26 protein-coding genes and 1 pseudogene are annotated in these 25,913 nt (G+C 71.3%); 12 read left to right on the top strand and 15 right to left on the bottom strand.

What is annotated here, in order from left to right; translation table 11 throughout:
• Position 1 precedes the first annotated feature (1 nt).
• Genes ACFY3L_RS43490 through ACFY3L_RS43480 form a run of 3 tightly spaced genes read right to left on the bottom strand, consistent with a single transcriptional unit; the run spans position 2 to position 2,229 of the window.
• Positions 2–688, bottom strand: a complete 687-nt coding sequence (locus ACFY3L_RS43490; protein WP_389338786.1) for a hypothetical protein — start codon at positions 686–688, stop codon at positions 2–4.
• Positions 689–731: 43 nt separating this feature from the next.
• Complete coding sequence (locus ACFY3L_RS43485) at positions 732–1,412, bottom strand: hypothetical protein (RefSeq protein ID WP_389338784.1); 681 nt, start codon at positions 1,410–1,412, stop codon at positions 732–734.
• A 43-nt stretch (positions 1,413–1,455) separates the two neighbouring features.
• Positions 1,456–2,229 (bottom strand): hypothetical protein, encoded by a 774-nt coding sequence (locus ACFY3L_RS43480; protein ID WP_389338781.1) that lies wholly within the window; start codon positions 2,227–2,229, stop codon positions 1,456–1,458.
• A gap of 482 nt (positions 2,230–2,711) precedes the next feature.
• Here ACFY3L_RS43480 and ACFY3L_RS43475 point away from each other — a divergent pair, with 482 nt between their 5' ends.
• From ACFY3L_RS43475 to ACFY3L_RS43465, 3 genes are read left to right on the top strand one after another with little or no spacing between them, the layout of a single operon-like run.
• Positions 2,712–3,677: an aliphatic sulfonate ABC transporter substrate-binding protein gene (locus tag ACFY3L_RS43475; protein ID WP_389338779.1), complete on the top strand. Its 966-nt coding sequence runs from the start codon at positions 2,712–2,714 to the stop codon at positions 3,675–3,677.
• Positions 3,674–4,489: an ABC transporter permease gene (locus ACFY3L_RS43470; RefSeq protein ID WP_389338776.1), complete on the top strand. Its 816-nt coding sequence runs from the start codon at positions 3,674–3,676 to the stop codon at positions 4,487–4,489. The genes ACFY3L_RS43475 and ACFY3L_RS43470 overlap by 4 nt, the downstream gene beginning before the upstream one ends.
• Positions 4,462–5,172 carry an ABC transporter ATP-binding protein gene (locus ACFY3L_RS43465; RefSeq protein WP_389338773.1) on the top strand — a complete coding sequence of 237 codons (711 nt, stop codon included), beginning with the start codon at positions 4,462–4,464 and terminating at the stop codon, positions 5,170–5,172. Before ACFY3L_RS43470 ends, ACFY3L_RS43465 begins: the two co-directional genes overlap by 28 nt.
• Here ACFY3L_RS43465 and ACFY3L_RS43460 read toward each other — a convergent pair.
• Entirely contained in the window at positions 5,153–5,758 is a 606-nt protein-coding gene (locus ACFY3L_RS43460) for a dihydrofolate reductase family protein (protein ID WP_389338770.1), read from the bottom strand. The genes ACFY3L_RS43465 and ACFY3L_RS43460 overlap by 20 nt on opposite strands.
• Positions 5,759–5,865: 107 nt before the next feature.
• On the opposite strand from ACFY3L_RS43460, the gene ACFY3L_RS43455 reads away from it, so the two are divergent.
• Positions 5,866–6,420, top strand: a complete 555-nt coding sequence (locus tag ACFY3L_RS43455) for a dihydrofolate reductase family protein (RefSeq protein ID WP_389338767.1) — start codon at positions 5,866–5,868, stop codon at positions 6,418–6,420.
• Between the two features lie 18 nt (positions 6,421–6,438).
• Here the strand turns inward: ACFY3L_RS43455 and ACFY3L_RS43450 are convergent, their stop codons facing one another.
• Positions 6,439–7,269, bottom strand: coding sequence for a helix-turn-helix transcriptional regulator (locus tag ACFY3L_RS43450; RefSeq protein WP_389338764.1), 831 nt, complete (start codon positions 7,267–7,269; stop codon positions 6,439–6,441).
• 118 nt (positions 7,270–7,387) lie between these two features.
• On the opposite strand from ACFY3L_RS43450, the gene ACFY3L_RS43445 reads away from it, so the two are divergent.
• Entirely contained in the window at positions 7,388–8,098 is a 711-nt protein-coding gene (locus ACFY3L_RS43445; protein WP_389338760.1) for an SDR family oxidoreductase, read from the top strand.
• A 375-nt stretch (positions 8,099–8,473) separates the two neighbouring features.
• Entirely contained in the window at positions 8,474–8,659 is a 186-nt protein-coding gene (locus tag ACFY3L_RS43440; RefSeq protein ID WP_389338757.1) for a hypothetical protein, read from the top strand.
• Positions 8,660–8,898: 239 nt separating this feature from the next.
• Here ACFY3L_RS43440 and ACFY3L_RS43435 read toward each other — a convergent pair whose 3' ends face one another.
• Positions 8,899–9,264, bottom strand: coding sequence for a VOC family protein (locus ACFY3L_RS43435; RefSeq protein WP_389338754.1), 366 nt, complete (start codon positions 9,262–9,264; stop codon positions 8,899–8,901).
• A gap of 116 nt (positions 9,265–9,380) precedes the next feature.
• Between ACFY3L_RS43435 and ACFY3L_RS43430 the strand changes: the two genes are divergently transcribed.
• The gene (locus ACFY3L_RS43430; protein WP_389338751.1) at positions 9,381–10,214 is read left to right on the top strand and encodes a hypothetical protein; all 834 of its coding nucleotides are present in this window, start codon (positions 9,381–9,383) and stop codon (positions 10,212–10,214) included.
• On the opposite strand, the gene ACFY3L_RS43425 is transcribed toward ACFY3L_RS43430, so the two are convergent.
• Positions 10,211–10,702, bottom strand: a complete 492-nt coding sequence (locus ACFY3L_RS43425; protein WP_389338748.1) for a MarR family winged helix-turn-helix transcriptional regulator — start codon at positions 10,700–10,702, stop codon at positions 10,211–10,213. The genes ACFY3L_RS43430 and ACFY3L_RS43425 overlap by 4 nt on opposite strands.
• Before the next feature lie 65 nt (positions 10,703–10,767).
• On the opposite strand from ACFY3L_RS43425, the gene ACFY3L_RS43420 reads away from it, so the two are divergent.
• From ACFY3L_RS43420 to ACFY3L_RS43405, 4 genes are all read left to right on the top strand, one after another.
• Entirely contained in the window at positions 10,768–12,585 is a 1,818-nt protein-coding gene (locus tag ACFY3L_RS43420; RefSeq protein WP_389338745.1) for a hypothetical protein, read from the top strand.
• 39 nt (positions 12,586–12,624) lie between these two features.
• Positions 12,625–13,317 (top strand): ribonuclease HI, encoded by a 693-nt coding sequence (gene rnhA / locus ACFY3L_RS43415; protein WP_389338743.1) that lies wholly within the window; start codon positions 12,625–12,627, stop codon positions 13,315–13,317.
• Positions 13,318–13,400: 83 nt separating this feature from the next.
• Complete coding sequence (locus tag ACFY3L_RS43410; protein WP_389338740.1) at positions 13,401–14,639, top strand: alpha/beta hydrolase; 1,239 nt, start codon at positions 13,401–13,403, stop codon at positions 14,637–14,639.
• A 503-nt stretch (positions 14,640–15,142) separates the two neighbouring features.
• Entirely contained in the window at positions 15,143–16,924 is a 1,782-nt protein-coding gene (locus ACFY3L_RS43405; protein WP_389338737.1) for a hypothetical protein, read from the top strand.
• Between the two features lie 515 nt (positions 16,925–17,439).
• On the opposite strand, the gene ACFY3L_RS43400 is transcribed toward ACFY3L_RS43405, so the two are convergent.
• The 4 genes and pseudogenes from ACFY3L_RS43400 to ACFY3L_RS43385 all read right to left on the bottom strand — a co-directional run bounded on the left by ACFY3L_RS43400 (position 17,440) and on the right by ACFY3L_RS43385 (position 20,325).
• Positions 17,440–17,850 carry a DUF3592 domain-containing protein gene (locus ACFY3L_RS43400; protein ID WP_389338734.1) on the bottom strand — a complete coding sequence of 137 codons (411 nt, stop codon included), beginning with the start codon at positions 17,848–17,850 and terminating at the stop codon, positions 17,440–17,442.
• 236 nt (positions 17,851–18,086) lie between these two features.
• The gene (locus tag ACFY3L_RS43395) at positions 18,087–18,305 is read right to left on the bottom strand and encodes a hypothetical protein (protein ID WP_389338731.1); all 219 of its coding nucleotides are present in this window, start codon (positions 18,303–18,305) and stop codon (positions 18,087–18,089) included.
• Between the two features lie 79 nt (positions 18,306–18,384).
• Positions 18,385–18,984, bottom strand: a complete 600-nt coding sequence (locus ACFY3L_RS43390; protein ID WP_389338892.1) for a response regulator — start codon at positions 18,982–18,984, stop codon at positions 18,385–18,387.
• A gap of 115 nt (positions 18,985–19,099) precedes the next feature.
• Positions 19,100–20,325 (bottom strand): annotated as a pseudogene (locus ACFY3L_RS43385) (sensor histidine kinase).
• 297 nt (positions 20,326–20,622) lie between these two features.
• Here ACFY3L_RS43385 and ACFY3L_RS43380 point away from each other — a divergent pair.
• Complete coding sequence (locus ACFY3L_RS43380) at positions 20,623–21,318, top strand: hypothetical protein (protein WP_389338728.1); 696 nt, start codon at positions 20,623–20,625, stop codon at positions 21,316–21,318.
• 210 nt (positions 21,319–21,528) lie between these two features.
• Here the strand turns inward: ACFY3L_RS43380 and ACFY3L_RS43375 are convergent, their stop codons facing one another.
• From ACFY3L_RS43375 to ACFY3L_RS43360, 4 genes are all read right to left on the bottom strand, one after another.
• Positions 21,529–21,843, bottom strand: coding sequence for a hypothetical protein (locus ACFY3L_RS43375; protein WP_389338725.1), 315 nt, complete (start codon positions 21,841–21,843; stop codon positions 21,529–21,531).
• Between the two features lie 317 nt (positions 21,844–22,160).
• Positions 22,161–22,811, bottom strand: a complete 651-nt coding sequence (locus ACFY3L_RS43370; RefSeq protein ID WP_389338722.1) for a hypothetical protein — start codon at positions 22,809–22,811, stop codon at positions 22,161–22,163.
• Entirely contained in the window at positions 22,804–23,091 is a 288-nt protein-coding gene (locus ACFY3L_RS43365; protein WP_389338719.1) for a hypothetical protein, read from the bottom strand. Before ACFY3L_RS43365 ends, ACFY3L_RS43370 begins: the two co-directional genes overlap by 8 nt.
• A gap of 61 nt (positions 23,092–23,152) precedes the next feature.
• Positions 23,153–25,882: an ATP-binding protein gene (locus tag ACFY3L_RS43360; protein WP_389338716.1), complete on the bottom strand. Its 2,730-nt coding sequence runs from the start codon at positions 25,880–25,882 to the stop codon at positions 23,153–23,155.
• Positions 25,883–25,913: the final 31 nt, after the last annotated feature.

Genomic DNA, 25,913 nt, shown 5'->3' with positions numbered 1-25,913 from the left:
CTCAGTCCGCCCCCAGTGCGCGCCGCAGCCACTCGTACCCCCCGGGGGTTCCGATGCTGTCGCGCGCCGCGGGGACGGTCAGGTAGTGCTCGATCGCGGCGGCCAGGAACTCGGGGCGGATCCACGCCCCGTCTGCCAGCTCGGTGCCGGGCCGCGCCGCCAGCTGCTCCCAGGACAGGTCGCGGACGCCGAAGAGGGACCTGAGGCGCACGCCCACGGGGCGCAGCTCGATCCGCCCGGACTGCCGGGCCAGCGCGGCGACCTTCACCAGGAAGGCGGCCACCAGGCACACGATGATGACACGGCTGATCGCCGGCGAGATGGGCGGCGAGTCGGACCTCAGCCGCAGGTGCAGCGTGGCCATCCCGGTCGCCAGGGTGAGCACCGCGGCCGCGGTCGCCGTCGCCACCCAGGTGGCCGCCGGTGCGACGAAGGCGCCGCCGGTGACCTCGAACGCGGCCGGCCGCTGCCGCGCCTTCAGGACCCTCTCGACGATCAGCGCCCCCATGACGAGCGCCAGTGGCGGCAGGTAGAAAGCGGCGAGGCCGGCCGCACCGTGGCCGTACCAGGAGTTGTGCCAGCGCCAGGCGATGGCGTACCACACCAGTACCGACGCCGACAGCACCCCGAGGGCGACCGCCGCGGACCAGAGGGAGCGTGGGGTGACGGATGCCGTTGGTGAGGTCACGGTCGCAGTGTGCCGCAGCCGCGCGAACCCCGACAAGGGAACGTCAGGCGCGCAGGACGCGGCGCAGGTGCTCGTAGCCCTCGACGGTGCCGATGCTCTCTCGCGCCGCAGGGACGGTCAGGTAGTGCTCGATCGCGGCGACCAGGAACTCGCGGCGGACCCACGCCTTGTCCGCCAACTGGGTGTAAGGCGCCCCCGCCAGCTGCTCCCAGGACGCGTCGCCGACGCCGAGAAGAGACGTGACGCGCACGCCCGCGGGGCGCAGCTCGATCCGCCCGGACTGCCGGGCCAGCGCGGCGACCTTCACCAGGAAGCCGGCAAGCAGGCACGCGATGACGACGCGGCGGAGCAACACCGGGATGGCGGGCGTGGAGTCGGGCCTCCACAGGTCCATGGTGGCCATCCCGGTCGCCAGGGTGAGCATCGACGCGGCGCTCGCCGCCGTCACCCGGGTGGCCGCCGATGCGACGAAGGCGCCGGCGGTGACCTCGAACCCGGTCGGCCGTTGCCGCGTCCTCAGGACCCACTCGACGATCTGCGCGCCGATGGAGAGCGCCACTGGTAGCAGGAAGAAGGCGGCGCCGGCCGCGCCGTGGCCGTGCCAGGAGTGGTGCCAGCGCCGGGCGCTCGCGTACCACGCCAGTACCGACGCCGACAGCACCACAAGGGCGACCGCCGCGGACCAGAGGGAGCGTGGGGTGACGGATGCCGTCGGTGAGGTCACGGTCGCAGTGTGCGGCAACCGCGCAAGCATCGACAAGCGTTTGTCAGGCGCGCAGGACGCGGCGCAGGTGCTCGTAGCCCTCGGGAGTGCCGATGCTGACCCGGGCGGCGGGGACGGCCAGGTAGTAGTTGATCGCGTCGATCAGGAATTCGCGCCGGACCCAGGACTCGGACGTGGGCAGGAACGCCTTCACCGCGCCGCGGCGGGCCAGGCCGGTGGTGCGCACCAGGTCCGGCCGGCCGATGCGCAGCTTGGGCTCGATGACCTGGGCGGTCCGTGGCGGGCCTGCCGCCACCGCTTCCCACGGGATCTCGCGGACGCCGTAGCCGTACGTGATCAGCAGCCCTTCGGGGCGCAGCAGCATCCGGCCGGCACCGCGGGCGCGCATGAGAAGCCGCAGCAGGAAAAGCGCCGCCGTGAGCGCGAGGCACGGGTACCAGATGGCGACGGGCCAGACCGGCGGGTCGTCCGGTCGGTGGAACAGCAGTATGCCCGCGCTGACGGTGCTGGCGGCGAGCACGGACGCTGCGAACGCCGCCGACAGATGGTCGGCCGGTGGAACGACGAAGGCCCCGTCGCGGACCTCGAAGGCCACCGGGCGGCGGCGCAGTTGACTCCACCAGAGGTAGACGCACGTGGAGATGGTGAACACCCCCGGCGGCAGCAGCAGGGCGGCGCCCCGCGCCGGCTCGCTCCAGCCGCGGACCCAGAGGAGACCGGCGGTGAGCCAGGCCAGCACCAGCGTCACCACTACGAGCAGGACGGCGGTGCCCGCGCGCCGGGGGCGGCCGATGACGGGCATGCTCAACGAGGTCACCGTCGCAGTGTGCGGCAACCGCGCGAGCGTCGACTAGCGTCCGATCAGGCGCGCAGGACGCGGCGCAGGTGCTCGTAGCCCTCGGGGGTGCCGATGCTCTGCCGGGCGGCGGGGACGGCCGGCGACCAACCAGCCGGGCACGTCCTCCGGCCGGTGGAACAGCATCGGCCCGACGGTGGCGGTCGCGCCGGCGAGCACGGATGTCGCGAGCGCCGCCGACAGCTGGTCGGGCGGAGGGGCGATGAAGGCGCCGTCGCGGACCTCGAAGGCCACCGGACGGCGATGCGCGAAACTCCACCCGAGGAGGCGAGCGCCGAGCCGGTGAACACCGTCGGCGGCAGCAGCAGGGCATCGGCCCGCACCGGCTCGCTCCAGCCACCACCACGGACATCGACAAGTGTTTCCTAGTCAACTGGTAGGTCTTGTGGGTATAGTGCCGCTCGAATGTCGCTACATACGTCTGTCAATGAGGAGTGTCATCGATGCGTCGGCTCTCGGTCGTTCTGGCCGGTGTCCTGGTCCTGCTCGGCACCACCCTGACCTCGGGGTGCGCCGCCGACAAGGAGCCGGCCGCCGCGCAGCCGGGTGCGGCGGAGGAGCCGTTGCGTGTCGGATACCAGCGCTTCGGCGGGCTCAGCCTGGTCAAGGCGCGGAAGGCGGAGGCCGCCGGGACGACCTGGTCGCTGTTCGAGAGCGGGCCGGCGCTCACCGAGGGCATCAAGGCCGGCGCGATCGACATCGGTCAGGTGGGTGAGGCGCCGCCGATCTTCGCGGCCGCCGGCAAGATCGACTTCAAGATCATCGGCACCTCGAAGCCGGTGCCGAAGGGCGAAGCCGTCCTCGTCAAGGCCGCCAAGGGGTACAACTCCTTCAAAGACCTCAAGGGCAAGAAGGTCGCGCTGAACAAGGGGTCCAACGTCAACTGGCTGCTCGTGCGCCTCCTCGAAGCGAACGGCATGACCATCAAGGACATCGACGTGCAGTACCTCAAGCCCGCCGACGCCCGGCCCGCGTTCGACAACGACCAGGTCGACGCGTGGATCATCTGGGACCCGTACTTCTCCCTCGCCGAGTCGCCGGGCGTGAAGGTGCTCGCCGACGCGACCGGTCTGGCCAACAACCGCGAGTACATCCTCGTGTCGCCGCAGGCGCTGAAGTCGAAGCCCGGCAAGATCCGCGAGTTCCTCAAGACCTATCGCGAGGTCACGGACTGGGGCATCGGCAACCCCGACGAGCGGGTCAAGATCCTCGCACCGGAGCTGAACATCCCCGAGGACGTCGCCCGCCGCGCCCTGGACCGCAGCGCCCAGCCGCTCGCCGCGATCGACGCGGCCATCGGCACCGAACTGCAGGAGATCGCCGACGGGTTCACGGAGCTGCAGCTCATCCCCGGCAAGGTCGACATCAAGGGCCGCATCGACGAGCAGTTCTCGGACATCTTGCGATGACCACGCTCGTCGAACGTCCCCCCGCGGTCAAGGCGTCGCCCCGGCGGCGCCCCGCGGCCCGGCGCTGGCTGCGGGCGGTGACGCCGCTGGTCCTGCTCGCCGGGTGGGAGGGCGGGGTCCGCGGCGGGCTGCTCGACCCGGACAAGCTGCCCGCCCCGAGCGCGGTGCTGGAGACCGGCTGGCGGCTCGCCCTCGAGGGCACCCTCGGCGACTACCTGCTCGACTCCGTCCAGCGGGCCGTCCTCGGGCTGCTGATCGGCGGCCTGCTCGGCCTGGCGCTGGGCACGCTCGCCGGGCTCGTCCGGCTCGGCGACGACCTCGTCGACCCGACCGTGCAGATGGCCCGCATGCTGCCGCACCTGGGCCTGGTACCGCTGCTCATCATCTGGGTCGGCATCGGCGAGTCCCTGAAGGTGACGCTCGTGGCGCTCGGCGCGTTCTTCCCGATCTACCTCAACACGTACTCCGGCATCCGCAACATCGACGAACGCCTGGTGGAGGCCGCTCGTACGTGCGGACTGTCGAGCATCGAGCGCATCTGGCACGTCGTGGTGCCGGGCGCGCTGCCGTCGCTGTTCCTCGGGGTGCGGCTCGCCTTCGCCGCCGGCTGGCTCAGCCTCGTCGTCGGCGAGCAGGTCAACGGGCAGGGCGGGCTCGGGTTCATGATGATGGAGGCCCGCGAGTTCAGCCAGACCGACGTCGTCGTGCTGGGCCTCGTCGCGTACGCGCTGCTCGGGCTGGTCTCCGACCTGCTGCTGCGCCTGGGTGAGAGGAGGTTGCTGGCATGGCGGCACGGACTGCGGGCCCGGTGACCGCTACCGGGATCCGGCGCGCCTTCGGCGACACCGTCGTCCTTGACGGGGTCGACATCAGCATCGCCGCCGGTGAGGTCGTCGCGCTGCTCGGCGGCAGCGGCTCCGGCAAGAGCACGCTGCTGCGCATCCTCGCGGGCCTGGACGGCGAGGCGACCGGCGAGGTGTCCACCACCGGCGCCACCGCCGTCGTGTTCCAGGAGCACCGGCTGCTGCCGTGGAAGCGGGTCGCGGCCAACGTCGCCCTCGGCGTGCGCGGCGCTTCCCTGCGGGAGCGGGTCGACGCCGCGCTGGCGGAGGTCGGGCTCGCCGATCGTCGCGACGCCTGGCCCGCCGAGTTGTCCGGCGGGCAGGCGCAGCGGGTGGCGTTCGCGCGGGCGCTCGTACGGGAGCCCGATCTCCTCCTGCTCGACGAGCCCTTCGGTGCGCTCGACGCGCTCACCCGCCTGCGGATGCAGACCCTCTTCGGCCGCCTGCGGGCGACGCACGGCTTCGCCGCGCTGTTCGTGACGCACGATGTGGACGAGGCGCTGCTGCTCGCCGACCGGGTGCTGGTCCTGGACGGCGGCCGGATCGCCGAGGACCGGCCGGTGTCGCTGCCCCGCCCGCGGGCCGTGGACTCGCCGGGGTTCGGCGCTTCGCGCCGGTCGCTGCTCGGGCTGCTCAACGTGCCGGTCGGTTGAGGTTCTCCACGCGGTAGGTCAGGTGGGAGGCCTCGGCGGTGTGGTGCTGCTCCAGCAGGGCGAGCGTCACCGGCCACGCCTCGTTGCTGGCTTCGGCTCCCGCGAGGTTGGCGAACAGTGGCGTGCCGCTGCCGAGCAGCACCGGGACCACGTGCAGGGCGAGCCGGTCGACCAGGCCGGCTCGCAGCGCCTGCTGGATGATGCTGGCGCCGCCCATGATGTGCACCATCCGTTCCTGGGCGACGGCGGACGCCGCGTGGATCGCCGCCTCGACCCCCTCGACGAACGTGAACATCGTCTCGCCCCTGCTCACCGGCTCTTGTGGCCGGTGGGTGACGACGAAGACCGGCATGCCGAAGTAGCCGTTCTCGCTCGCCCAGCCGTCGGTCGCGTCGTACACCTGCCGGCTCGTCACCACCGCGCCTGATGCGCCGAACGTCTCCTTGAGCAGGCGCCTGCCGTCGTCCGTCCAGACCCACGCGTGCAGCGCGTCACCGCCCGCGCCGAGCCCCGGGTGCTGGTCCAGGTCCGGCCCGGTGACGTAGCCGTCCACGGACATCGAGATGTTCGCCTCGACCAGAGCCATGTTCTGCCGTCCTTCCCGATTCGCGGTTTCTTCTGGTGTACCGATGAGTTCCGGGTGCCCCCGTCGTCAGTATCGGAGTGTCCCTGCATCCGGAAGGACGAACCCTCGTGAACAAGATCATCTTTATGATGTCGATGTCGCTGGACGGCTACTTCGAGACGACCGACCGTAGTCTTGCCTGGCAGGATATCTCCGACGAGCTGCACACCCACTTTAACGAGGAGCTCGGCGCCGCCGGCGGCATGCTCAACGGCCGGCGGACCTATTCGCTGATGGCCGGCTTCTGGCCGACGGCCGACGAGGACCCCGACGCGCCGAAGGCCGTCGCCGACTACGCCGGCATCTGGCGCGACCTGCCGAAGGTCGTCTACTCCCGCACCCTGCAGTCGGCGTCCTGGAACACCACGATCGTGCGGGAAGTGGTGCCCGCCGAGGTCGAGGCACTCAGGTCGGCCGCGTCCGGCGATCTCTTCGTCGGCGGACCCGACCTGCTGACCACGTTCCAGCAGCACGGCCTCGTCGACGAGTACCGCATCTACGTGCACCCGGCCGTGATCGGCGCCGGCAACCCGCTGTTCCACCCCGGCACCTCGCTGCGGCTGCGCCTGACCGAGTCCCGCCCGTTCGCCAATGGCGTGGTGTTGCTGCGGTACGCGTCGTAGCTGTCCGTTGCGCGGCTTCTAGGCGTGCCGCCCGGCGGTGCTCTCCGCGGCGCTGCCGGGTGGCGTCAGGAGACCGAGTGCGGAGTGGCCGGGGCTGTCCGGGTCGGCCCGGAACATCACGAACCGCTGACCGTCCACGGCCGTCAGGATCTCCGACGTCAGCTCCAGGGAGCCTGCCCGTACATGCCGGAACGCCCGCCGGGAGCCGCTCTTCACCCGCACGTCGTACGTCGCCCACAGGTCCGCGAACTCGTCGCTGCGGCCCTGCAGGTGTGCGACGAGCGCGGTGCGTTCCGGCCCGTCGGCGACGGTGCGCAGGTGCGCCACGCAGTCCTCCGCCATCCGCCGCCACGACACGAACACCTCCCGGGCCGCCGGGTGCGTGAACACGTACGTCACCAGGTTCCCCGGCACCGTCAGACCTCTCAGCAGCGACCGGCCCTCCTCGTTGGCGGCGAGCAGGTCGCTGGTCTGCGTCAGCACGTACGCCGGAGTCGGCCGCACCGTCTCCAGCAACTGCCGCAGCGCCGGCCTGACCTCTTGCAGCGACTCCTTGGCGTTCAGCGACTCCTTGGCGCCGGCCGCCGGACTGGCCAGGCGGTGCAGGTGCGCCCGCTCGTCGTCGTCGAGCCGCAGCACGCTCGCGAGCGCGTCGAGCACCGACCGGCTCGGATTGGTGTCCCGCCCCCGCTCCAGCCGCGTGTAGTAGTCGACACTCACCCCGGCGAGCGCGGCCAGCTCCTCCCGCCGCAGTCCAGGCGTCTGCCGCCGCCCCGTCCCGGCGGGCAGCCCCGCCTCGGCCGGACTCACCCTGCCGCGCCGGTTGCGCAGGAACTCCCCGAGACTCACGGTCTGATTCTGCCGGGTTGCCGGTTTCCAGGGAGGGGTCCTGCGAGGTCCCCTCCCGCCGGGACCCGGCCTGACCTGGTCCTCCCGCCCTTTTACGAACGGCGGCAGGCTACTGGTCATGACACAGCAGCACGTCCTGGTGATCGGCGGCAGCTCCGGCATGGGCCTCGCCCTCGCCGCTCGACTCCTGTCCACCGGCCGCCGCGTGACGATCGCGGGCCGTTCCGCCGACCGCCTCGCCGCCGCGGCCGCCCACCTCGCATCCCCAGTCACCTGCGTCCAGGTCGACGTCGGCGTCGAGTCGCAGGTCGCCGCCCTCACAGACGACACCCTCGACCACGTCGTCGTGACAGCGGCGGATGCCGTCGGTGCCTACGCGCCGCTGCCCTCCTTCACGCTCACCGCGGCCGCAGCGGTCCTCGCCACGAAGGTCCTCGGCCCCTGGCTGGTCGCCAAGCACCTCGCCCCCGCCCTGCGCCCCGGCGGCTCGCTGACCTTCACGTCGGGCATCGCCGCGTACCGCCCAGGCCCCGGCGCCTCGATGATCGCCACCGCCAATGGCGCCCTGGAATCGCTGGCCCGGTCGCTCGCCCTGGAACTCGCCCCCGTCCGCGTCAACGTCGTCTCACCCGGCTGGGTCGACACCCCCATCTGGGACACCCTCGCCGGCCCCGCGAAACACGACCGCCTGACCGCCATGGCCGCCAAACTCCCCACCGGCCGGGTAGGCACCCCCGACGACATCGCCCAGGCGTTCCTGTCCCTGCTCGACAACCCCTTCATCACCGGCACCGTCCTCCACGCCGACGGCGGCCACCGCCTCGTCTGACGCTGTGCTTGCTCCGCGGGCAAGCCCGCGGGGCGGGGGATTCTCACCCCGCACCCCCAATGCTCGCCCCGCTCGCACTGCCAGCGCCGCCGCGCGGCAGCCTCGCCCGCATGCGCGGCGCCTCTTCGGCGTACCCACATGACGGTTTCGGCGACGCGGCGCCACCTCCTCTGCGTGGGCGGGGCATCCGCATAACGGCTTCGGTCTCGCGCATCCGCGTGGCGGCTTCGGTCTCGCGCACGGCGACTCGGTCACGCCCGTGACGGTTTCGGCCGCGTGACGGCGACGGGTAATGGCCGCATGACGGCGACGGGTGGCCTCGGCGTCGCGATGGTGGTGGCCTGATTGGCGGTTGCCGCACGGCGGTGGCGTGACGTGGTGCAGTGGTGGTGGTGCCGGGTCGTTCGCACTGCCAGCGCTGCCGCGTGGCGGCTTCGCCCGGATGCGCGGGGCATCTTCGGGCGCACCGCGTACGGCTTTGGCGGCTTCGGTGACGCTCGTGGCAGCTTCGGCCGCATGACCGTGACGGGTGGCGTCGGCGTGGCGATGGTGGTGGCCTGACGGGCGGCCACCGCGTGGCGATGGTGGTGGCGTGAAGGCGGTGGTGACGTGACGGGCGGTTGCGTGGCCGACCCCGAGAGCGGCATGCTGCCCGCCCGGAGTCAGCGGTCGCGATTGCGGAACATGCCGAGCGCCAGCGGGACGCCGACGATCCCGGCGAGCAGTGCCACGGCCACCCCGATCCAAAGTCCTGCACTCATTCGAGGCTCCATGCCCGCCACGGCTTCGCGACAAACCCGTCAGGACTCCTGGCCGTCAGGGCTCTCCTGCGGACCGCCGCCGAAGCTGACCTCGTTGCCGTCGGGGTCGGCGTAGATGGCTTTCCTTACGCCGTTGTCATACGTCTCCGTTCTCGCAGGGGTGAGACCCCGCTCGGCGGCTCGAGCCAGCCGCTCGTCGAAGTCGTCGACGAACACCGTGTGCATGGCGTGGCCGGCGCGTTCCGGAAGGAGCTCGATGTACAGATACCGGTGCTCGGCCAGCTCCCACACGGCCTCCGTGTCGTTGGGCAGGAACGCGGGTGGCCCGCCGAGCAGCTGTTCGTAGAACTGCCGCGCCGCCGTCAGATCGCGCACCGCGATTCCCGCGAACAGGTCGACCGTCATAACCCACCATCCTCAGTGCCGCAGAATGGACAATTGGCGTCCACTATGGACAGATCACGGACCTTGCGACCAACGGCGCAAGGTGTGTGTTCGTAGGTCCACCATACGATCTGGGTATGACACTTTCGCGGCTCCAAGACACGCTCGACCTGATGTGCGCGACAGTGGCGCCGGACGCCGAGGCCGTGGCCACAGTCGACGCGTGGAGTCGGCGGACCGGGCTGACGCTGCCGGCGGCCGTCCGCGAGTTGTACACCACCGACGTCTCCCTCGAGCTGTCCGACGGCGGCACCTGGACGCTGCCCTTCACCGATCTGTGGCGCGAGTTCAGCGGCGGCGCCACGCTGTGGACGCTCGACGAGGTCCTCGCCGGGATGCGTGAGGAGAAGGTGTGTTTCGAGGCCGACGTCATGCGGATGCATCACGTGTACTTCCAGCCGGAGGGCGACGATCCGGTACTGCACCATTACACGCGCGGCGAGGGCTGGACCGTCGAGGAGGAGCCATTCAGTGGCTGGTTGTTCGACTGGTTCGTGTCGTACCACAATGACTCCGGCAGCCCGAGCTCCTTCTGGGGCCCGGACGCCGACCACGACGCGTCCGAGGAGCGCCAGCCGGTCCTGCCGTTCGGCAACGAACTGTGGCTGCGCGCCCGCGACCTGCCCGTGCCGGACGCGGTCGGGCAGGAGTTGACCCGCCGCCACGGCGCGCCGACTGTGGCCGGCGCGACCAGGTACTGGGGCATGCCCGACGGCCTCATCCAGATCACCGGCGACGCCGGCGGCTCCGCGTGGTGGCTGCACGGCGACGACCCGGCGGCGCTGCAACGGATCGCCGAGTCGGTGTGGTCGTTCGGCAACCTCGCGCGGACACTCCGCAGCTCCACGATGTGCCACGACCAGACGGCCCGGAAACTCCTCGCGACCATGCGCGCCCAGTGCTGTGACTAGCGGGTTTCGGCGGCGAGGACGAGGCGGCGGAGGAGCTCGGCGAGGGTTTGCCGCTCGTCGACGGTGAGCGCCTCCAGCAGGACCGACTCGTCACGGTCCTCGCGCCCGGCCTGTTGCTCGAACGCGGCGCTGCCGGCCTCGGTCAGCCGCACGTGGACCCGGCGCCGGTCCGCCGTGTCGCTCGTACGGTCGATCAGCCCCGCCTCCTCCATCGGCGCGAGCCGCGCGGACAGCGCGCCCCGGGTCAGCCCGAGCACGTCGGCGAGCTGTGACGGGCTCGCCGCGTACGGCGGACCCAGCCTCCGCAGTTTCATCAGAATCTTGAACTGCCAGTGCGGCAGCCCGTCCTCGGCCAGGGTGTCCCGTCGCAGCTGCTGCGTGTGCCGGGCCAGGATCGCGAGCCGGACGAAGATCGCCTCTTTGACCGGGTCGAGCCACGGCAGCTCCCGCTCCCACGCCTCGATGTGCTCCTCGACATCGTCCTCCATCGCCGCTCCCGTCGCCTGAAGTAGTTTTCTTGAGGATAGTTTTTTCGATTACTACTGTCGCCGGCATGACCGAGATCGCAGTTCCCCGGCAGGTCCTCGCGTCGGCTGCCCGCGCCCTCGCCCATGCCGGCCGGTGGCAGGACGCGGCGGCCCTGCTCGACGCGGCGCCGCCCGGAGACCCGGTGCTGGCCCTCACTTCGGCGCAGGTGGCCGTCGAGTCGGATTGGTTCGCCGGTACGACCACCGCCCCCCACCGGCTCGCCCTCGCCGCCCGGCACGCTGCTGCCCTCGACGACGAGGGACGGTGGGACCTCGCGTTCGCCGGCGTGCGGACCGAGTACCGGGCCGTGCTGATGGTCGACCCGACCGACCGGGAAGCGGCCACGGCGCTCCTGCACCGCACGGCCACGCTCGCCACCACCGCACCGGACGCGGTCCGCAACGGCTGGGCAGAGATGTACCAGGGCCTCATCTGCGACAACCTCCTCGACGAGCCGGACACCGCACCCGCCCACTACCGCGTCGCGCTGGAGGCAGGTGCCGCCGACCCGCTCCTCGCCCGCGAGGCGCTGCGCCACCTCGGCGGCCACGACCACGACAACGGCGACGCCGAGACCGCCCTCACCCGCTGGCGCCTGGCCACGGAACTGGGCGCCGCCGCCGGCAACGTCCCTGGCACGCTGTCACAGCAACTCCTCCTCGCCGTCGCGACCCGAGCCGCCGGCAACCAAGCCGGCGCCCTCACCTTGGCCACCGAGATCGCCCGCTGGGCGACGGCGATCGGCGCGCCGGCCCTCGCCGCTCAGGCGACCGCCTTCATCGGCGGTGCCGACCCATTCGCTCCACCTCCTCTGCCGGGGACACCAGCAGCGCCCGCTCCGATCACCTCGCAGCCGACACGACCCTCATCTGCGGCACCCGCGTCGGCAGTGCCCGCGTCGGCAGTGCCCGCGTCGGCAGTGCCCGCGCCGGCAGTGCCCGCGCCGGCGAGCCTGCCGGTGGGCGCCGCGGCCACCCGATCCGCCGCGCCGACCGCCTCGAACAAGCAGCCAGCCACGGCAGCTGCGCCCAGTGCGTCCACGTCGACGAGCCCGTCGAGCGCCCGATCCACCGCACCAGCCTCGACGGGTGCATCGGACAGCCATCACGGACACTGCAGCCACCACCGGCCAGGTGGAGGCCGCACCGGTGGTGGTCGTGCCGTTCATGACCGCGCCGCTGGCGACCACGCCGCGGCAATGACGGGCGGGTGCCGCCACGGGCACCCAAGTCACGGTGGCCGGCAGCGACCAGTCGCGGTCGCCGCCGCCCTTACCGGTCGAACGGAACGCGGTGCCGACGTCGGTCAGGAGGGCTGCGCCGTACATCAGCCGCAAACGAAATCAAAAGTCATAGACCGTCACAGGCACATCGCGCTCGCACAACGCCGAGACGACCAGCGGCTCGACCCGGTCCCACCGGCCACCGGCGAGGCCGCAGCCGATCCTCGGCATGTGCACGGACGCGCCGAGGTCCAGCGCGTGGTCGCCGACCGCCGTCAGTGCACGCCCGATCGCCTCATAACGGACTGGCGGCCCGGAGCTGCCCGTCTTGATGCCGTGCTGCCCGATCATGTTGGCCACGAACACCGTCGGCTGCACCTCCAGCACCCGGACGGCGCCGAGGCCGAAGTCGTTGCGGGCACGTTCCCGATGCCAGCGGCGGTAGTCGCGCTCGGGCTCGGGCCAGCGGCGGGACACGGCGAGAACGAAGCCCGCGCCCCAGTGCCCCTGGTCGTTGCAGACGTGGGCGATGATCTTCGGGCCGCTCGCCTGGGGGCTGGTCGCGTCGCCTTTGACGATCTGCAGTGGTGTCATGGCAGGGAGCATGCCAGCCGGGTATGACAAAAAACTCGGGCCGGGTTCGTGACGTAGGTTTTCTGGATGGCTGAGCGGGTGGAGATCTGGACCGACGGGGCTTGCAGCGGCAATCCGGGCCCCGGCGGTTGGGGAGCGCTGCTGCGGTACGGCGCGGTGGAGAAGGAACTGTGCGGTGGCGAGGCCACGCCGACGACGAACAACCGGATGGAGCTGACGGCGCCGATCCGGGCGTTGACGGCGCTGACCCGCGCGTCGGCCGTCGACCTGCACACCGACAGCACGTACGTCCGCAACGGCATCATGTCGTGGGTCGCGAAGTGGAAGCGCAACGGCTGGCGGACCGCTGCCGGCGAGCCGGTGAAGAACGAGGACCTGTGGCGGCAGCTCGACGCCGCTGTCGGCCGGCACGAGGTCACCTGGCACTGGGTCAAGGGCCACGCCGGCCACGTGGAGAACGAGCGCGCCGACCGGCTCGCGGCCCGCGGGCTGCGGGAGTCCCTGGAGACCGCCGGCATGCCAGTGCCGGCAGCGGCTCCGGCGCCCGTGTCCCGTCCCGTACGCGCCGCCGCTCCCGCCAGATCCGACGGCACCCTCTGCCAGGCACGGACGAAGTCGGGCAAGCCGTGCCCGATCGCGGCCCGGCCGTCAGGCCTGTGCCACGTCCACGACCCGGCAGTGCTCTGCGGCGCGCCCACCAGACGCGGCACACCCTGCGGCGTGGCGACCGGCGGCGGCCGCTGCCAGGCCCACGCCTAGGGGAAATTTCCCCCACGCGGGGGAGCGGCACGCCCCCGCCCGTGGGGGATCACGCCGCAGCGGGCAACCACGAGGCTCATCCCATGACCTTCGGCCGCCTCGCCACCCGCTTCCTCTGCTGGTCGCTCGCAGTGCTTCTCCTGGCGTTCTCCGTCGCGTGTACGGGCAGCGCCGCCTACCTCGCCGCCCCCTCCATCGATCACGTGCTGACGCTGGCCGCCGTCGCGGTCCTCGCGGGCGCCGCAATCGCCGCAGTGGCCGGCCTTGTGCTGGCGCCCGGTCTGGGCCTGTCCCGCCGGGCCGGTGCGGCCGTGCTGGCCGTCCTGGCCGCAGCGACGTCCTCGACGCTGCTGGTCCTGCTCGCCGGCGACGGCCGCACCGCCGTCGCCGCCGCTTCCACGGACGCTCGCGGGCCGCACGAGACGTGGGAACTGTCGACCGGCTCGAGGGTCGCGGTCTGGCGCCGGCCCGCCGACACGCCCAAGCACCGCACGCAGGTGGTGTTCCTGCACGGCGGCCCCGGCATGTACACCCAGGCGAGCAAGATGGCAGAAGGGGCCGCGTTGCGGGCGGCCGGGTTCGACACCGTGTACTTCGACCAGGCCGGCGGCGGCGCCTCCGACCGGTTGCCAGTCGGGCAATACACCGTGGCGCGGGCCATCGCCGACGTCGACGCGGTCCGGGAACGGCTCGGCGTGCCGCGGGTCGTGCTGTGGGGCAACTCGTACGGTGGCCAGCTCGCAGCCGCCTACACGGCCGCGCATCCGGACAGGGTCGCGGCGCTGCTGCTGACCTCGCCGGGCACGTTCCCCGGGACTGAGGCAGACCGCGACTACTCCATGACCAACCGCCCCGACGACTCCGAGCTGTCCGGCCGGATGCTGCTCGCGACGCTGCTCATCGACGCCAACCCGGTCCTTGCCGAGGACCTTGTCGGGCAGGCCGAGTCCGGCGCGATGCTGGACGCCGCCACCCGCAGCGATCTGGCCGGCGGCTTCGTCTGCAGGGGTGCCGACGACGCACCGCTGCGCGCCGAGCTCGCCACCGAGCGGGGCGGGAACCTGTTCCCCAACCGTCTCCTCGCCACCGGCATCGAATCCCACCGCCCGCGACGGTCCACTGTGGACGCGGTTCCCACGCTGGTCGTCCGGGGCGCGTGTGACTTCGTGCCGAGGGGGAACGCCGAGCGGTACACGGCCTTCGCCAAGCCGTCCAGGCTCGTCGACATCCCCGCCGATGACCACGGCCTACGGCTGAACCGGTCGGCGGTCGACGCCGCGGTGACGGAGTTCGCCGGCCACGACCTGGCCCAGCTGCCATGAACCACCAGCCGCGATCCCGCCCAGGCTGGGCCGTCGTGCCGCGCGGCGCCGCCATCGCCAGGTCGCTCGCGCACACCGACTCAAAGAATCCCTGACCTACCTGCCGCAAAAATCTTGACAGCTACCGCATGTGGATTGACAGTGTCGGTCCGTTGGTTGCTCGGATGTTCGCCCGTTGTCGTCGGCGAGCTGCTGCCGGCAGGCGATGACAGGTCGAACGCGTCCTGGTCGGGGCCGGCCCCGCTCACGGTGGTCCCATCCTCGCGGCAGGAGACACTCCACGCCCAATCTCCACAACCGTCCTAAATGGAAGGTGTATCCGCGTCGCCTCGATTCATGTGCATCTTTAGATGGAATGGCCTGTCGCCAATTTGATATTCCTCTTGATCGATTAACGCGTCCGTGTGACGGTCCCGGGGTCACGCATCGCGTCTGGTCAAGTACGGAACGTGCGCGACGATCGCGTGTCATCGGCCACATGGCCTCTCACGTTAGGACGAGCTGTGCAATTCACCTCTGGTCCGAGGCGCTGGCGCGCCGCTGCACTGGCGCTGATCCTCGGCGCGGCCGTGTCGAGTACTCTCGCCGCCGCTCCGGCGCAGGCTGCCTTCCCGGGCGGCAACGGCAAAATCTACTTCTATGATCAGCCGAGCGGGTCGGCCTATTCGATCAATCCGGACGGGACTGATCGGGCGCTGGTCGCGGGCGACGTACGGAATGCCACCGTGAACGCCGACAACTCCAAGATCGCATTTACCCGGTGGTCCGGGGACGCCAACCAGTTGTGGACGATGAACATCGACGGGACCGGGCAGACTCGGATCACCAACGGCTCATCTGCCTACGATGGGCCGGTCGACTGGGCGCCCGACAGCGGCAAGCTCGTGTACGCCACGTTTGATGGCCTGACCGTGGTGAATGCCGACGGCACCGGGGTGACGTCCCTGGGGGCAAAAGGCAGCTCCCCTGCCTGGTCCCCGAACGGGTCGAAGATCGCCTACAACCAGTCTGGCTCGCTGTACACGATGAATGCCGACGGCACCGGGCGGGTCCTGGTCCTCGCCGGCATCGCGGAGCGTATCCCGGAGGGGCCGGACTGGTCCCCGGACGGGTCGAAGATCGCTTTCACTGGGACAAACGTCGACTCCTATACTTCCCAGATCTACTCGATCAACGCAGACGGCACCGGCCTGACCAACCTCACCGCCAACGAGGCGCTGTCGGACGCCCGCCCGCTGTGGTCACCCGACGGCACCAAGATCGCCTACACCAATGACGCCGGCGACCCTTGGATCATGAACGCCGACGGCACCGGCAAGACCGCCCTGGCCACCCTCGCCGGGCTTCAGTTCGCCACCGACTGGGCTCCGGTTCCGGTTCCGGTCTCTGCGGCGGACCTGTCGGCGTCGGTGTCGGACTCGGCCGACCCGGTCGCTCTCGGTGGCGACGCCTACGCTTACACGGTCACCGTGGCCAACGCCGGGCCGGCCGGCGCCACCGGCGTGACCGCCTCCACCACCCTGTCCGGCGCTGCCCGGACCATCAATGCGGCAACCGCGTCGCAGGGTTCATGCACCATCACCGCCGCGACCGTCACCTGCGCGCTCGGCGCGGTCCCGGCGTCCGGCTCGGCCACCATCACCATCACGGTCACCCCCAGCGCGACCGGCACCGTCACCGCCACGACCGATGTCACCGGCGACCAGACCGACCCCACCAGCGGCAACAACACCGATACCGCATCCACGGCTGTGAACAACAGCCTCGGCTGCACGATCATCGGCACGGCCGGAAACGACACGCTCAACGGCACCAACGGCGCCGACGTGATCTGCGGCCTCGGCGGCAACGACACCATCAACGGCGGCAACGGCAACGACACCATCTACGGCGGCGACGGCGACGACGCCATCGACGGCGGTAACGGCGACGACGTCATCCACGGCGGCAACGGCGACGACATCATCAACGGTGGCAACGGCGCCGACTACATCTACGGCGAGGCCGGCAACGACCGCAGCTACGGCGAAACCCTGCTCGGAACACTGCTGTACCTGTTCGACAACGGCGACGACCACATCTACGGCGGCTCCGGCAACGACATCCTCGACGGACAGAACGGCAACGACACCCTCGTCGACACCGACGGCACCGACACCATGAACGGCGGCAACGGCAACGACACCATCACCGTCAAGGACGGCACCGGCGGCGACACCGCCAACGGCGGACTGGGCAACGACACCTGCGCGACCGACACGACAGACACCAGCATCAGCTGCTGACCAACACCCACCCGCTGGCGCCGGCACACCCGCTGGCGCCAGCCCCCTTCCCGCCGCACGCCCACGCCCCCAACCCAAGAGCCAGCACCAACCGATACACCGCCACCGCCAGGCATCCGGTCGATGCATGCGGACCGACGGTTCACAGGATGTCGAACCGTTGCAGGCCAAGTCTGCCGAGCATGATGTGGGTTGTCCTAGCCATCGCGTGGGCGGCGGGGCCGATACGGTAACCGGTCAGACGTCTACCGTGCTGATCCTCGACATGTGCCGGCCGGGTGGCGGCACTCAGCGCCGACCGGATCGACCGCGTCTGCTGGGGAAGCAGCGCCGCCACTCAAGGTCACACGCACGCGTCCGCAAATGTTGTGCACTGGCCGACCGCGCCTGTCACCCTGAGTGATGGAGTCGGGGTGCTCGAAATGCCCGGTCCAGCATGCCCAAGCGACCGGTACGGAGCATTCACTCGACTGGCTCTCCGATCGGATCGGGTAGACGACCACAATGCCTGCCGATCACGGCCTCCGCACCGCCCGGGTTTGTTTGATGCGCAGCCAGGTCGTGAGCAGTGACAGCGCCAGCAGGATGGCGGCGCCGGTCCAGCCGACCTTGGCACCTCCGGGGCCGGCGGGGCGGCCGGCCTGCTCGACCGGGTCCCACGGGTTCTCCGGGTCGTAGCGGATGTTGACGCGCTCGCCTTTGCGCAGGTCCTTGGAGCAGGTGTCGCACGGGACCTCAGGGCGTTCGCCGTTCTCGGTGACGAAGGTGACCTTCGCGCTGTGGCCGCTCTTGCCGGACGTGCCCTGCTCCGCGATGACCGCTTCGGTGGTGATGCCGAACCGGTCGAGCCGTTCACCCTTGTCGGCGAAGTACCAGCCGAAGAGGCCGCAGCCGCCGGCGAGGACCAGCAGGACGACCGGAGTCACCCAGGACACCCTTTTCATTGGCTCACCATAAGCTCGACGCCGGTGGCGGGCAGGTGCACCCGGACCGCGCGGCGCGCCCCGACGTCGGCACCTGGCAAGATCCGCTCGAGCACCTGCGAGGTCAGGTTCCTCCGCAAGGTGCCACGACCGTACACCGGGCACTCAGGACCATGCGGACATCACCCGCTTCGTACCCCTGGTGGCGCTGCGGCGCACGTCATTGCGGTACGTCAGCATTAGTCCGTTAGTGCGCTGACAACCGCGCCGCGCCGCCGCTCAAAGTCGTCTTCGACCTCGGCCCACCGCTCGCCCGGCGCATCCTCCAGGATCTCGCTCGACGTGAGCGGCGCGAAGTGACGATCCGGTCCACTCTGCGCTTGACCGGCGAACCAGTTGTCGGCTCCGATCGGCGTGGTCGGAAACGGGCGCGCCGTCAGTTCCTCGGCCAGCACCACCCACTGGCCGGCTCGCCGGCCAGCGGGTCGGCTCGCCTGCCCCCACCGGGTGCGGGCGGGGGCCAGAAGGTTTCCGGTGTCAGCCGGTGAGGCCGGCGTCGTGGGCGAGTAGGGCGACCTGGGTACGGTTGTTGAGATCGAGTTTGGTGAGTATGCGGGAAATGTGGGCTTTCACGGTGGCCACGCTCATGAACAGCTCGCCCGCGATCTCGGCGTTGGACTTGCCCCGCCCGACGGCGATGGCGACCTCGCGTTCGCGTTCGCTGAGCTGATCCAGCGCGGTGGTGGCGTGCCGTTGCCGGGCGGCGGCGCCGGTGTCGCTGAGGTGGGCGATGAGCTGTCGGGTCACGGTCGGCGACAGGACGGGCTCGCCGGCTGCGACCCGCGATATCGCGCGCAGGATCTCGGCGGGTGGGGTGTGTTTGAGCAGGAAGCCGCTGGCCCCGGCACGCAGCGCGCGCAGGACGTGCTCGTCGGCGTCGAAGGTGGTCAGGACGATGACCTCGGGTGGGTCGGGTCGGGCACGCAGCTGTTCGGTGGCGGCGAGGCCGTCGAGGGTGGGCATGCGGATGTCCATCAGCACCACGTCCGGGGCGTATGCGTCGACGGCGGCGGCTACTTCGCTTCCGTCGCCGGCCTCGCCCACCACGGTCAGGTCGGGTGAGCCGCCGATGACCATCGCCAGGCCGGCCCGCACGAGCGGGTCGTCGTCGACGACGAGGACCCGCACCGCTGCGTTCACGTTGGGCTCCTTCTCTCTGCCCAGCCGGGCTACGAACCGACCCTGGCCGCGATCAGAGGGTAGGCCACGGTAGCCAGGCCCAGAGCCGGAACTCACCGGCCGGGGTGGGTCCGTGTTCGAGGCGTCCGCCAGCGAGGGCGGCCCGTTCGGTGAGCCCGATGAGGCCGATGCCGGCGCCGGGGATGCCGGCAGGGCTGGTCTCGGCCGGATACGGGTTGCGGATCTCGACGGTTACGCCGTCGCCCGGGGTTGCCCGGACGGTGACGGCCACCTCGCCGTCGGGGGCGTGCTTGCGGGCGTTGGTCAGCCCTTCCTGCACGATCCGGTACGCGGTGCGGCCCACACCAGCCGGTACGGTCGAAAGCGCGTCGGTCTGCCAGTCGAGCCGTACCGGCATCCCGGCGCGCCGCGATTGGTCGACGAGGTAGGGGAGGTCGGCCAGAGTGGGCTGCGGCCGTTCTGGCGTCTCGTCGGACCGGTCGGCACCGGTGCGGAGGACGCCGGTCACCTCCCGAAGGTCCTCTAGCGCCTGGTAGGCGCTGTCGCGGACCACCCCGGCGGCACGGGCGACCTCCTCGGGCGCGGCGTCGGGGCGTAGCTCCAACGCCCCGGCGTGCAGGCTCAGCAGGGACAGGCGGTGGGCGAGCACGTCGTGCATCTCCCGGGCGATCCGGTTGCGTTCGCCCTGGCGGGCTTCGGCGACGCGCAGCTCCTGTTCGGCCTCGACCCGCCCAGCCCGCTCCCGCAGCGACTGGCGTCGGGCCCGTACAAACATGCCCCAGGCGAGCACCGCGACGCCGAAGACGACGCCCAGGACGATCTCCGACGGGGACCCGACTGGGACGTCGGGCCGAACCAGCAGCGTCAGGAACGGGACGAGCGCGCACCCAGCCGCGATCGGGGCGACCACCGCGAAGCGCCGGTGCACCGCGACGGTGAACAGCGCGATGAGCGCCGCGCCCCGGCGGACGTCGCGTAGACGCTGACCAGACCCGCGGCCACGGCGAGGCCGACCGGCCAGCGCCGGCGCAGCCACACCCCCAGACTGCACAGGCCGCCGAGGACGAGGTCGACGGTGAGCGGGCCCGGCGCGATGTGCTGCGCGCGGCTGTCGGCCAGGGTCAGCACCACCACGCCAGCGGCCAGCAGGAAACACGCGGCGTCGACCACCCGGCCGCGGACCGTGCGCTCGGCCGGGCGTACCGGATCGTGGTCAGCATCGCTGATCACGCCCGCCGGTAGCGGGCTCCGATCCTGCGGGTCCGCCGGGGCCATCATGATCAAAGGGTACGGCCGGGTCGGGCCCTACGGCATCCGACCAAAGTCGAACCCGAGGTGTAGACCTTCGGCCCACCACCATCGACCTCGGCTCGTAGCGGCGCATGCGGCCGCTCCAGCAATCTTGTTCCACATAACCGGAACGGTCGGCCCAGCAAAACCTCCGAAACGGCATTCCGACCATTCCTGCGCCAACGAATGGCGCGGAAAGGAAGTGAGAAACGATGAGCGACATCCGAACGAACACCCCGAACCTGCTCGACAACCCGCCATCCGACTGAAACGAAGGAGTAGGAGATGAGATCACCGCAGAACACCGCCACCACGCCAGCCCGCAGTTGGTTCGTTCGAGGCCGGCTCGTCGGCGCCGCGGCGATCGCGTTCGTGGTGTCGGTGGTGATAGAGAACGCGGTGTTGGCGGTAACGGGCGCGCCGACCTTCGACGCTCCGATCGAGGAAGTGCTGGCCTACTACGCGGCCAACCGCGACTCGGTCGCGATCGCGTCCGGTCTGGTGGCCCTGTACCTGCCGCTGCTGCTCGTGTTCGTGACGGGCCTGCACGGCCTCGTGGAGCGGCGCGGCGGAGCGGGCGCCGACTGGTCGCGCCTCGCCTTGGCCGCTGGCGCGACGCTGTCGGCCATCTTCGTGCTTGTCAACGTCTTACAGATCGGGCTCGCGCTTTCCGCCGGCGGGCTCGCCGAGCCGACGCCCGAGTTCGAGCTCGTCTGGCAGGTTCACGCGGCGGCGTTCGCGCTGGCGCTGCCGACGCTCGGCACCACCTTCATCGGCGCGGCCCTCGCCGCGCACGCGAGCGGGCTGACTCCGGCTTGGCAGCGCCTGCTGGGCCTGGTGGGCGGGAGCCTGCCGCTCGCCGCGGGGCTCGGCAACCTCGCGATCGCCGACGGCTCGCCGCTGCTCTTCGTCGGGCTCCTAGGGTTCGCCGCCTGGCTCGTCTGGCTGCTCGCGACCGGCGTGCGCCTCGTCCGGTCGTGACCGAGATGAGGGCGGCGCCGAGGTCGCGCACGCGGGCGAGGACTCCGTGGAGGGCCGCCTGGTCGAGTCCTGGGCTGCGTAGCGTGGTGGTGCCGTCGTTCTCGTGGTGCATGGTCAGGCCGGAATCCCAGTCGTACCAATGGTTGTCGAGGTGTCCCTCCAGCGGGAGCTCGTAGCCTGGGACCCCATCGCCCGGCGTGATCCGGCCGGTCATGGCAGTGGCACCTGGACCGGCGCCGCGGGGGTACCACGGCGGGGCAGCTTGCGGATCTGCCGCTCGGCGACCGCGAGGTTGATCGCCCAGGCGGCACCCTCATCCCCAACAGCGGACGCGGCGGCCGCTGGCTCGGGCCCCTCGGTCGGATCGTCACAGCGCGCGTGCTGTCCGGGTTCACCAGTCAGCAGCTGAAGCCTTTCCTGTCGGTCGGGAAGCGCCAGGACCTGCTCACCCTGGCCGACCTCCTCGCGAGCCCCGGCCTGTGTAACGATGCAGCCGTGACTCCGTTCTCCAACGGTGCCGTCCACGCGGCCATGGCGTGCTCGTGCGGCGGTTGGCGGACCTGCCGGTCGGTGGGCGTGGGGTGCTCCCGACCAGGGCGGGCGAACGCGGACCCATATGAAGTTGAATGCGTCGATGATTGTGGCAGTCAAAGAAGGCCCCACCCCGGTGGCGTGCCCGTCTGGTGTCATCGAAGGATGGCAATCGTGTCGGTTCGTGACGTCGGCGGCGGATGGGACCGAACTGAACGGTCGAGGACGAGTCGGCGATGGTGAAGGAGTTGTCACTGACCTCGGTGAGCAGGTTCACGGCCTTCTCAAGAGTGCGGGGTGGCCCGAGCAGCTCATCGTGTGTCGGGCTGTGAGGTGCCAGCCGGTCGCTGTGCAGTCAGGGACAGGGCGAGGCCGGTCGTGATGAGCGCTAGGAACAGTGGTGCCGGGAGGGCGCCCTGGAACGCGGCGAACTGTGCCCAGAGGAGGAGTGCCATCGCGATGGTGAACCAGCCGGTCCAGGGCGCTGCAAGCCGGGTACGTACGATGCCGACTCCGACGACGACCAGCGCGGCCGGCGCGAGCAATGCTGAGTGCGCGGTGAAGAGGCCGTTGATCCACGAGTCGATCACCGGGTACCAGTCCGGCTGCGGCTGGTGTTCGGCGGTGAGCGAGAGGGTTACGGTCGCCTCGAAGGTGAGGCTGGCCAGGGCGAGGCTGGCGCCGGTGGCGAACACGGCCAGGGCCGCGGCGGCCTGTGCCGAGCCGAGCATACGGGCCAACAGCGCGACGCCGGGGATGCTCAATGCCACGCCGGCCCAGATGAGCCAGGTGGCGGCGGTCATCGAGGCGTGCCGTTCGGTGATGAGTCGCCAGGAGTCGGTCTGGCTGGCGCCCCAGACCGGCCAGGTGCGGGGGTTGATGACGGCGGCCAAGGGCAGCAGCCCGCCGAGTGTGAGCAGGGCGCCGGTCCACCGGCGTGCCGCCGTGTCGAGGTCAGGCATGAGCGGACACCTCCACCATTGCGAGTATGTCGATGGTCATCCCGACGCGGGCTGCCGCTTGGGTAGCCTGGGCCACGTAGTCCTTGAAGGCGCGTGCGTGCGGCTCGGTGTCGAAGACGGCGACGGTGTGCACTTTGCCGGTCTCCGCGTCCCGCATCCAGTAACCGTCGAGGAAGCCCGGTTGCGCGGCGGTCCCGGGGACTACAGCGGTGCGCAGCTCCCAGTCCTGCTCCGTCCGCCGGTTTTCGTCGGCAGACCAGATCCCTACGACCGCGTGCATGCCCCGGACGCTACGGCCGGGTCCGGCCGCCGCCATCCGTGCAATCACTCAATCGGGGTACCTATCCGCGTGCCCGGTCGGTGTGCCAGGAGGCGATGCGGGCCCGCGACTCGAAGCCGAGCTTCACCAGAATGTGGGTGACGTGGTTCTCGACCGTGCGTGCGGACAGGTAGAGCCGCTCGGCGATCTGCCGGTTGGACAGTCCTTCGGCCACCAGAGCGGCGACCTCCTCCTCGCGCGGGGTCAGCGGGCTGGCAGCCGGTGGCGAGGCAACCGCTTCGACGGCGGCCCACAGGGGCGTCAGCCCCAACCGCCGCGCCAGGTCGCCGGCGGCGTCGAGGTGGGCGCGGGCAGCGGCCCGGTCACCCTGGTCGAGTGCCGTGCGGGCCAGCTCCAGATGCGCGTACCCGGTGGACGGCGCGAATCCCATCGCGAGGCCGGCGGCGAGTGCGGACCGCAGGTGCTCCACGGCGGCCTTCGCGTCGCCGAGCAGCCGGGCGAGCCGGCCCAGCGGCAGCGCAAGTGGACCGTACCCTGGAGCCAGCGGGTCAGCGATCACCTGCCGGTCGGCGAAGGCCACCAGTTGCGCGTAGACCCATGCGCCGGTCTCCCGGTCGCCGAGCGCGATGCACACGTCGGCGACGCCGGCCATCGCGACGATCCACTCGCGGGCGTGTTGTGGGAACGCGCCGAGGTGCGGAACCAGCGAAGGCCAGATCGCTCGTACCTCGTCGATGCGGCCCATGTGCAGCAGGACGTTCGCGTGCCAGGTACGGGCCAGGTACGGGCCGCGCTCGGTGAACGCGCGCACCGCCTGCTCCACCGGTTCGTATCCCTCGCCGGTCAGCTGGGCGAGCGCTTCGGCGTAGATGAGGTGGAAGAAGTCGGCCGCCTCGTGCCCGGCGCGCCGGCCGCATTCCTGCCCCTCCGCGACGAGTTCGGCGGCCCGGTCGAGGCGGCCTTCGCTGAGCGCGACCGAGGTGCGGACGAGGGTCAGCCGCCAGGCCCACAGCGGCTCACGCAGCTGGTCGACGGCGCCTGCGAACGCGGCCAGTTCGGTGTCGAAGGGTACCCGGCGGCCCAGCTCGGCGAGCGCGCCCAGCCGCCACAGATGGCCCCAGGCCGTGTACTCCGGCCGGCCGATGTCGCGGCCCAGCCGTACCGCGCGCTCGCCGAGCGACAGCCGCTGCAGCACGTGCCGTGCCCCGGTCAGCTCGGTGCCGCGGGCATGTAACGCGAGGAACACCGCGTCCGGGTCGCCGCACGCCTCGGCCTCCTGCAGCGCGCGGCGCCCCGGCTCCGGCTCGCCGCTGTCCTCGGCAGCGTCCGGGCCAGGGCCGAACGGGTCGGCGGTGATGACCAGCTGGGCGAGGACCCGGGCGCGCCGCGCGGGCTCGGTGTCGGCGAGCAGCGGCAGCGCCGACCGGCACAGGGCGTGGACCTGCGCGGTCACTGAGGAGTCGGTGATTCCGCGCAACACCGTGGCCGCGTCCGCGAGCACGGTCGCGTCCCCGGCGGCCCGGCCCAGGTCGGCGGCTTCCTGGCAGCAGCGCCAGGCGGCGTCCACCGCTCCGGCGCGAAACTCGCAGCCGGCGAGGTCGAGCAGCAGCCGGGCCCGCGTGCCGTCGTCCGCTCGGGGACGCAGCTCGAGGGCGGCCCGGTACTGGTAGGCGGCGTCCTCGTAGGCCAGGCGGGCCCGGGCCTGTTCGGCGGCGCGCAGTGTGACGGTCAACGCCTCCGCAACGCCGCCTTGGCGCAGGTGGTGCGCCACGGTCTCGACCGGAGCGTCGCCAGCTGTCGACGCGGCGCGTGCGTGCAGTTCCTGCCGTTCGACTGGACCCAGCTCGGCGTAGAGCACCTCTTGGGTGAGCACGTGGTCGAAGCGCAGCATGGACCGGTCGGCGACGAGTACCCCAGCGTCCAGGGCGGGGCCCAGTTGCGCGACCGCCTCGTTCGCCGTCAGCTGTGCGGTCGCGGCGAGCGTCGCCGCGTCGAATTCCCGCCCGTGCACGGACGCCTGGCGCAGCAGGACCCGCGTAGGCGGGGGAAGCCCGTCCAGCCGCCGGCGGATCGTTTCGCGGATCCCCCGCGGAAGACTCTCGCCGGTGCCGGCCAGCCGGGACAGCTCCACCACGAACAGCGGGTTGCCTGCGGACCGCTCGCTGATCGCGCGTAGCGTCGCCGCGTCCAGCGGGCGTGCCGCAGCCCGGGTGGCCAGTTCGGTGACGTCTTCGTCGGCGAGCGCGCCGAGCCGGATCCGGTGCGCCCCGCGCTCGCGGCCCACCGCGTCGAGTACGTCGTGCCGGTCGGTACCGGCCTGTCCGGCGCGGAACAGGGCGAGCAGCACCACCGGCAGGTCTGCCGCTTCGGACGCGACGTGCTGCAGCAGGCGCAAGGAGCCGAGGTCGGCGGCGTGCAGGTCGTCCAGGACGAGCAGCAGGCTGCCGCCGGTGGCTCGCTCGCGCAGGGCGTCGACGACCGTGTCGAACCGCCGGTGCCGGGTGATCGAGGCGTCGGCCGGCTCGTCCAGGCCGGTGCCCGTGGCCCGGATCGCGCGCAGGATCTGTAGCCACGGCCGAAACGGCGCGCCCGGCTCGCCTTCGGGGCAGGACCCCCAGGCGGTGGCGTACCCGGCGGCCTGGGCACGCCCGGTGACCGCGTCCGCGAACGCGGTCTTCCCGGCGCCGGCGTCACCCTCGACCAAGATCACGGCGCCGGACCCGGCACGCGTCCGCGCCAGCCGCGCATCCACCTCGGCCAGCTCGCGCGTACGCCCGACAAGCTCCGTCACCCCCAACACGGTAACCAAGCCGGTCAGCCGC

The organism is Dactylosporangium sp. NPDC000521 (genome assembly GCF_042898305.1).
GTDB lineage: Bacteria > Actinomycetota > Actinomycetes > Mycobacteriales > Micromonosporaceae > Dactylosporangium.
This window is presented reverse-complemented; position numbering and strand designations above follow the sequence as displayed.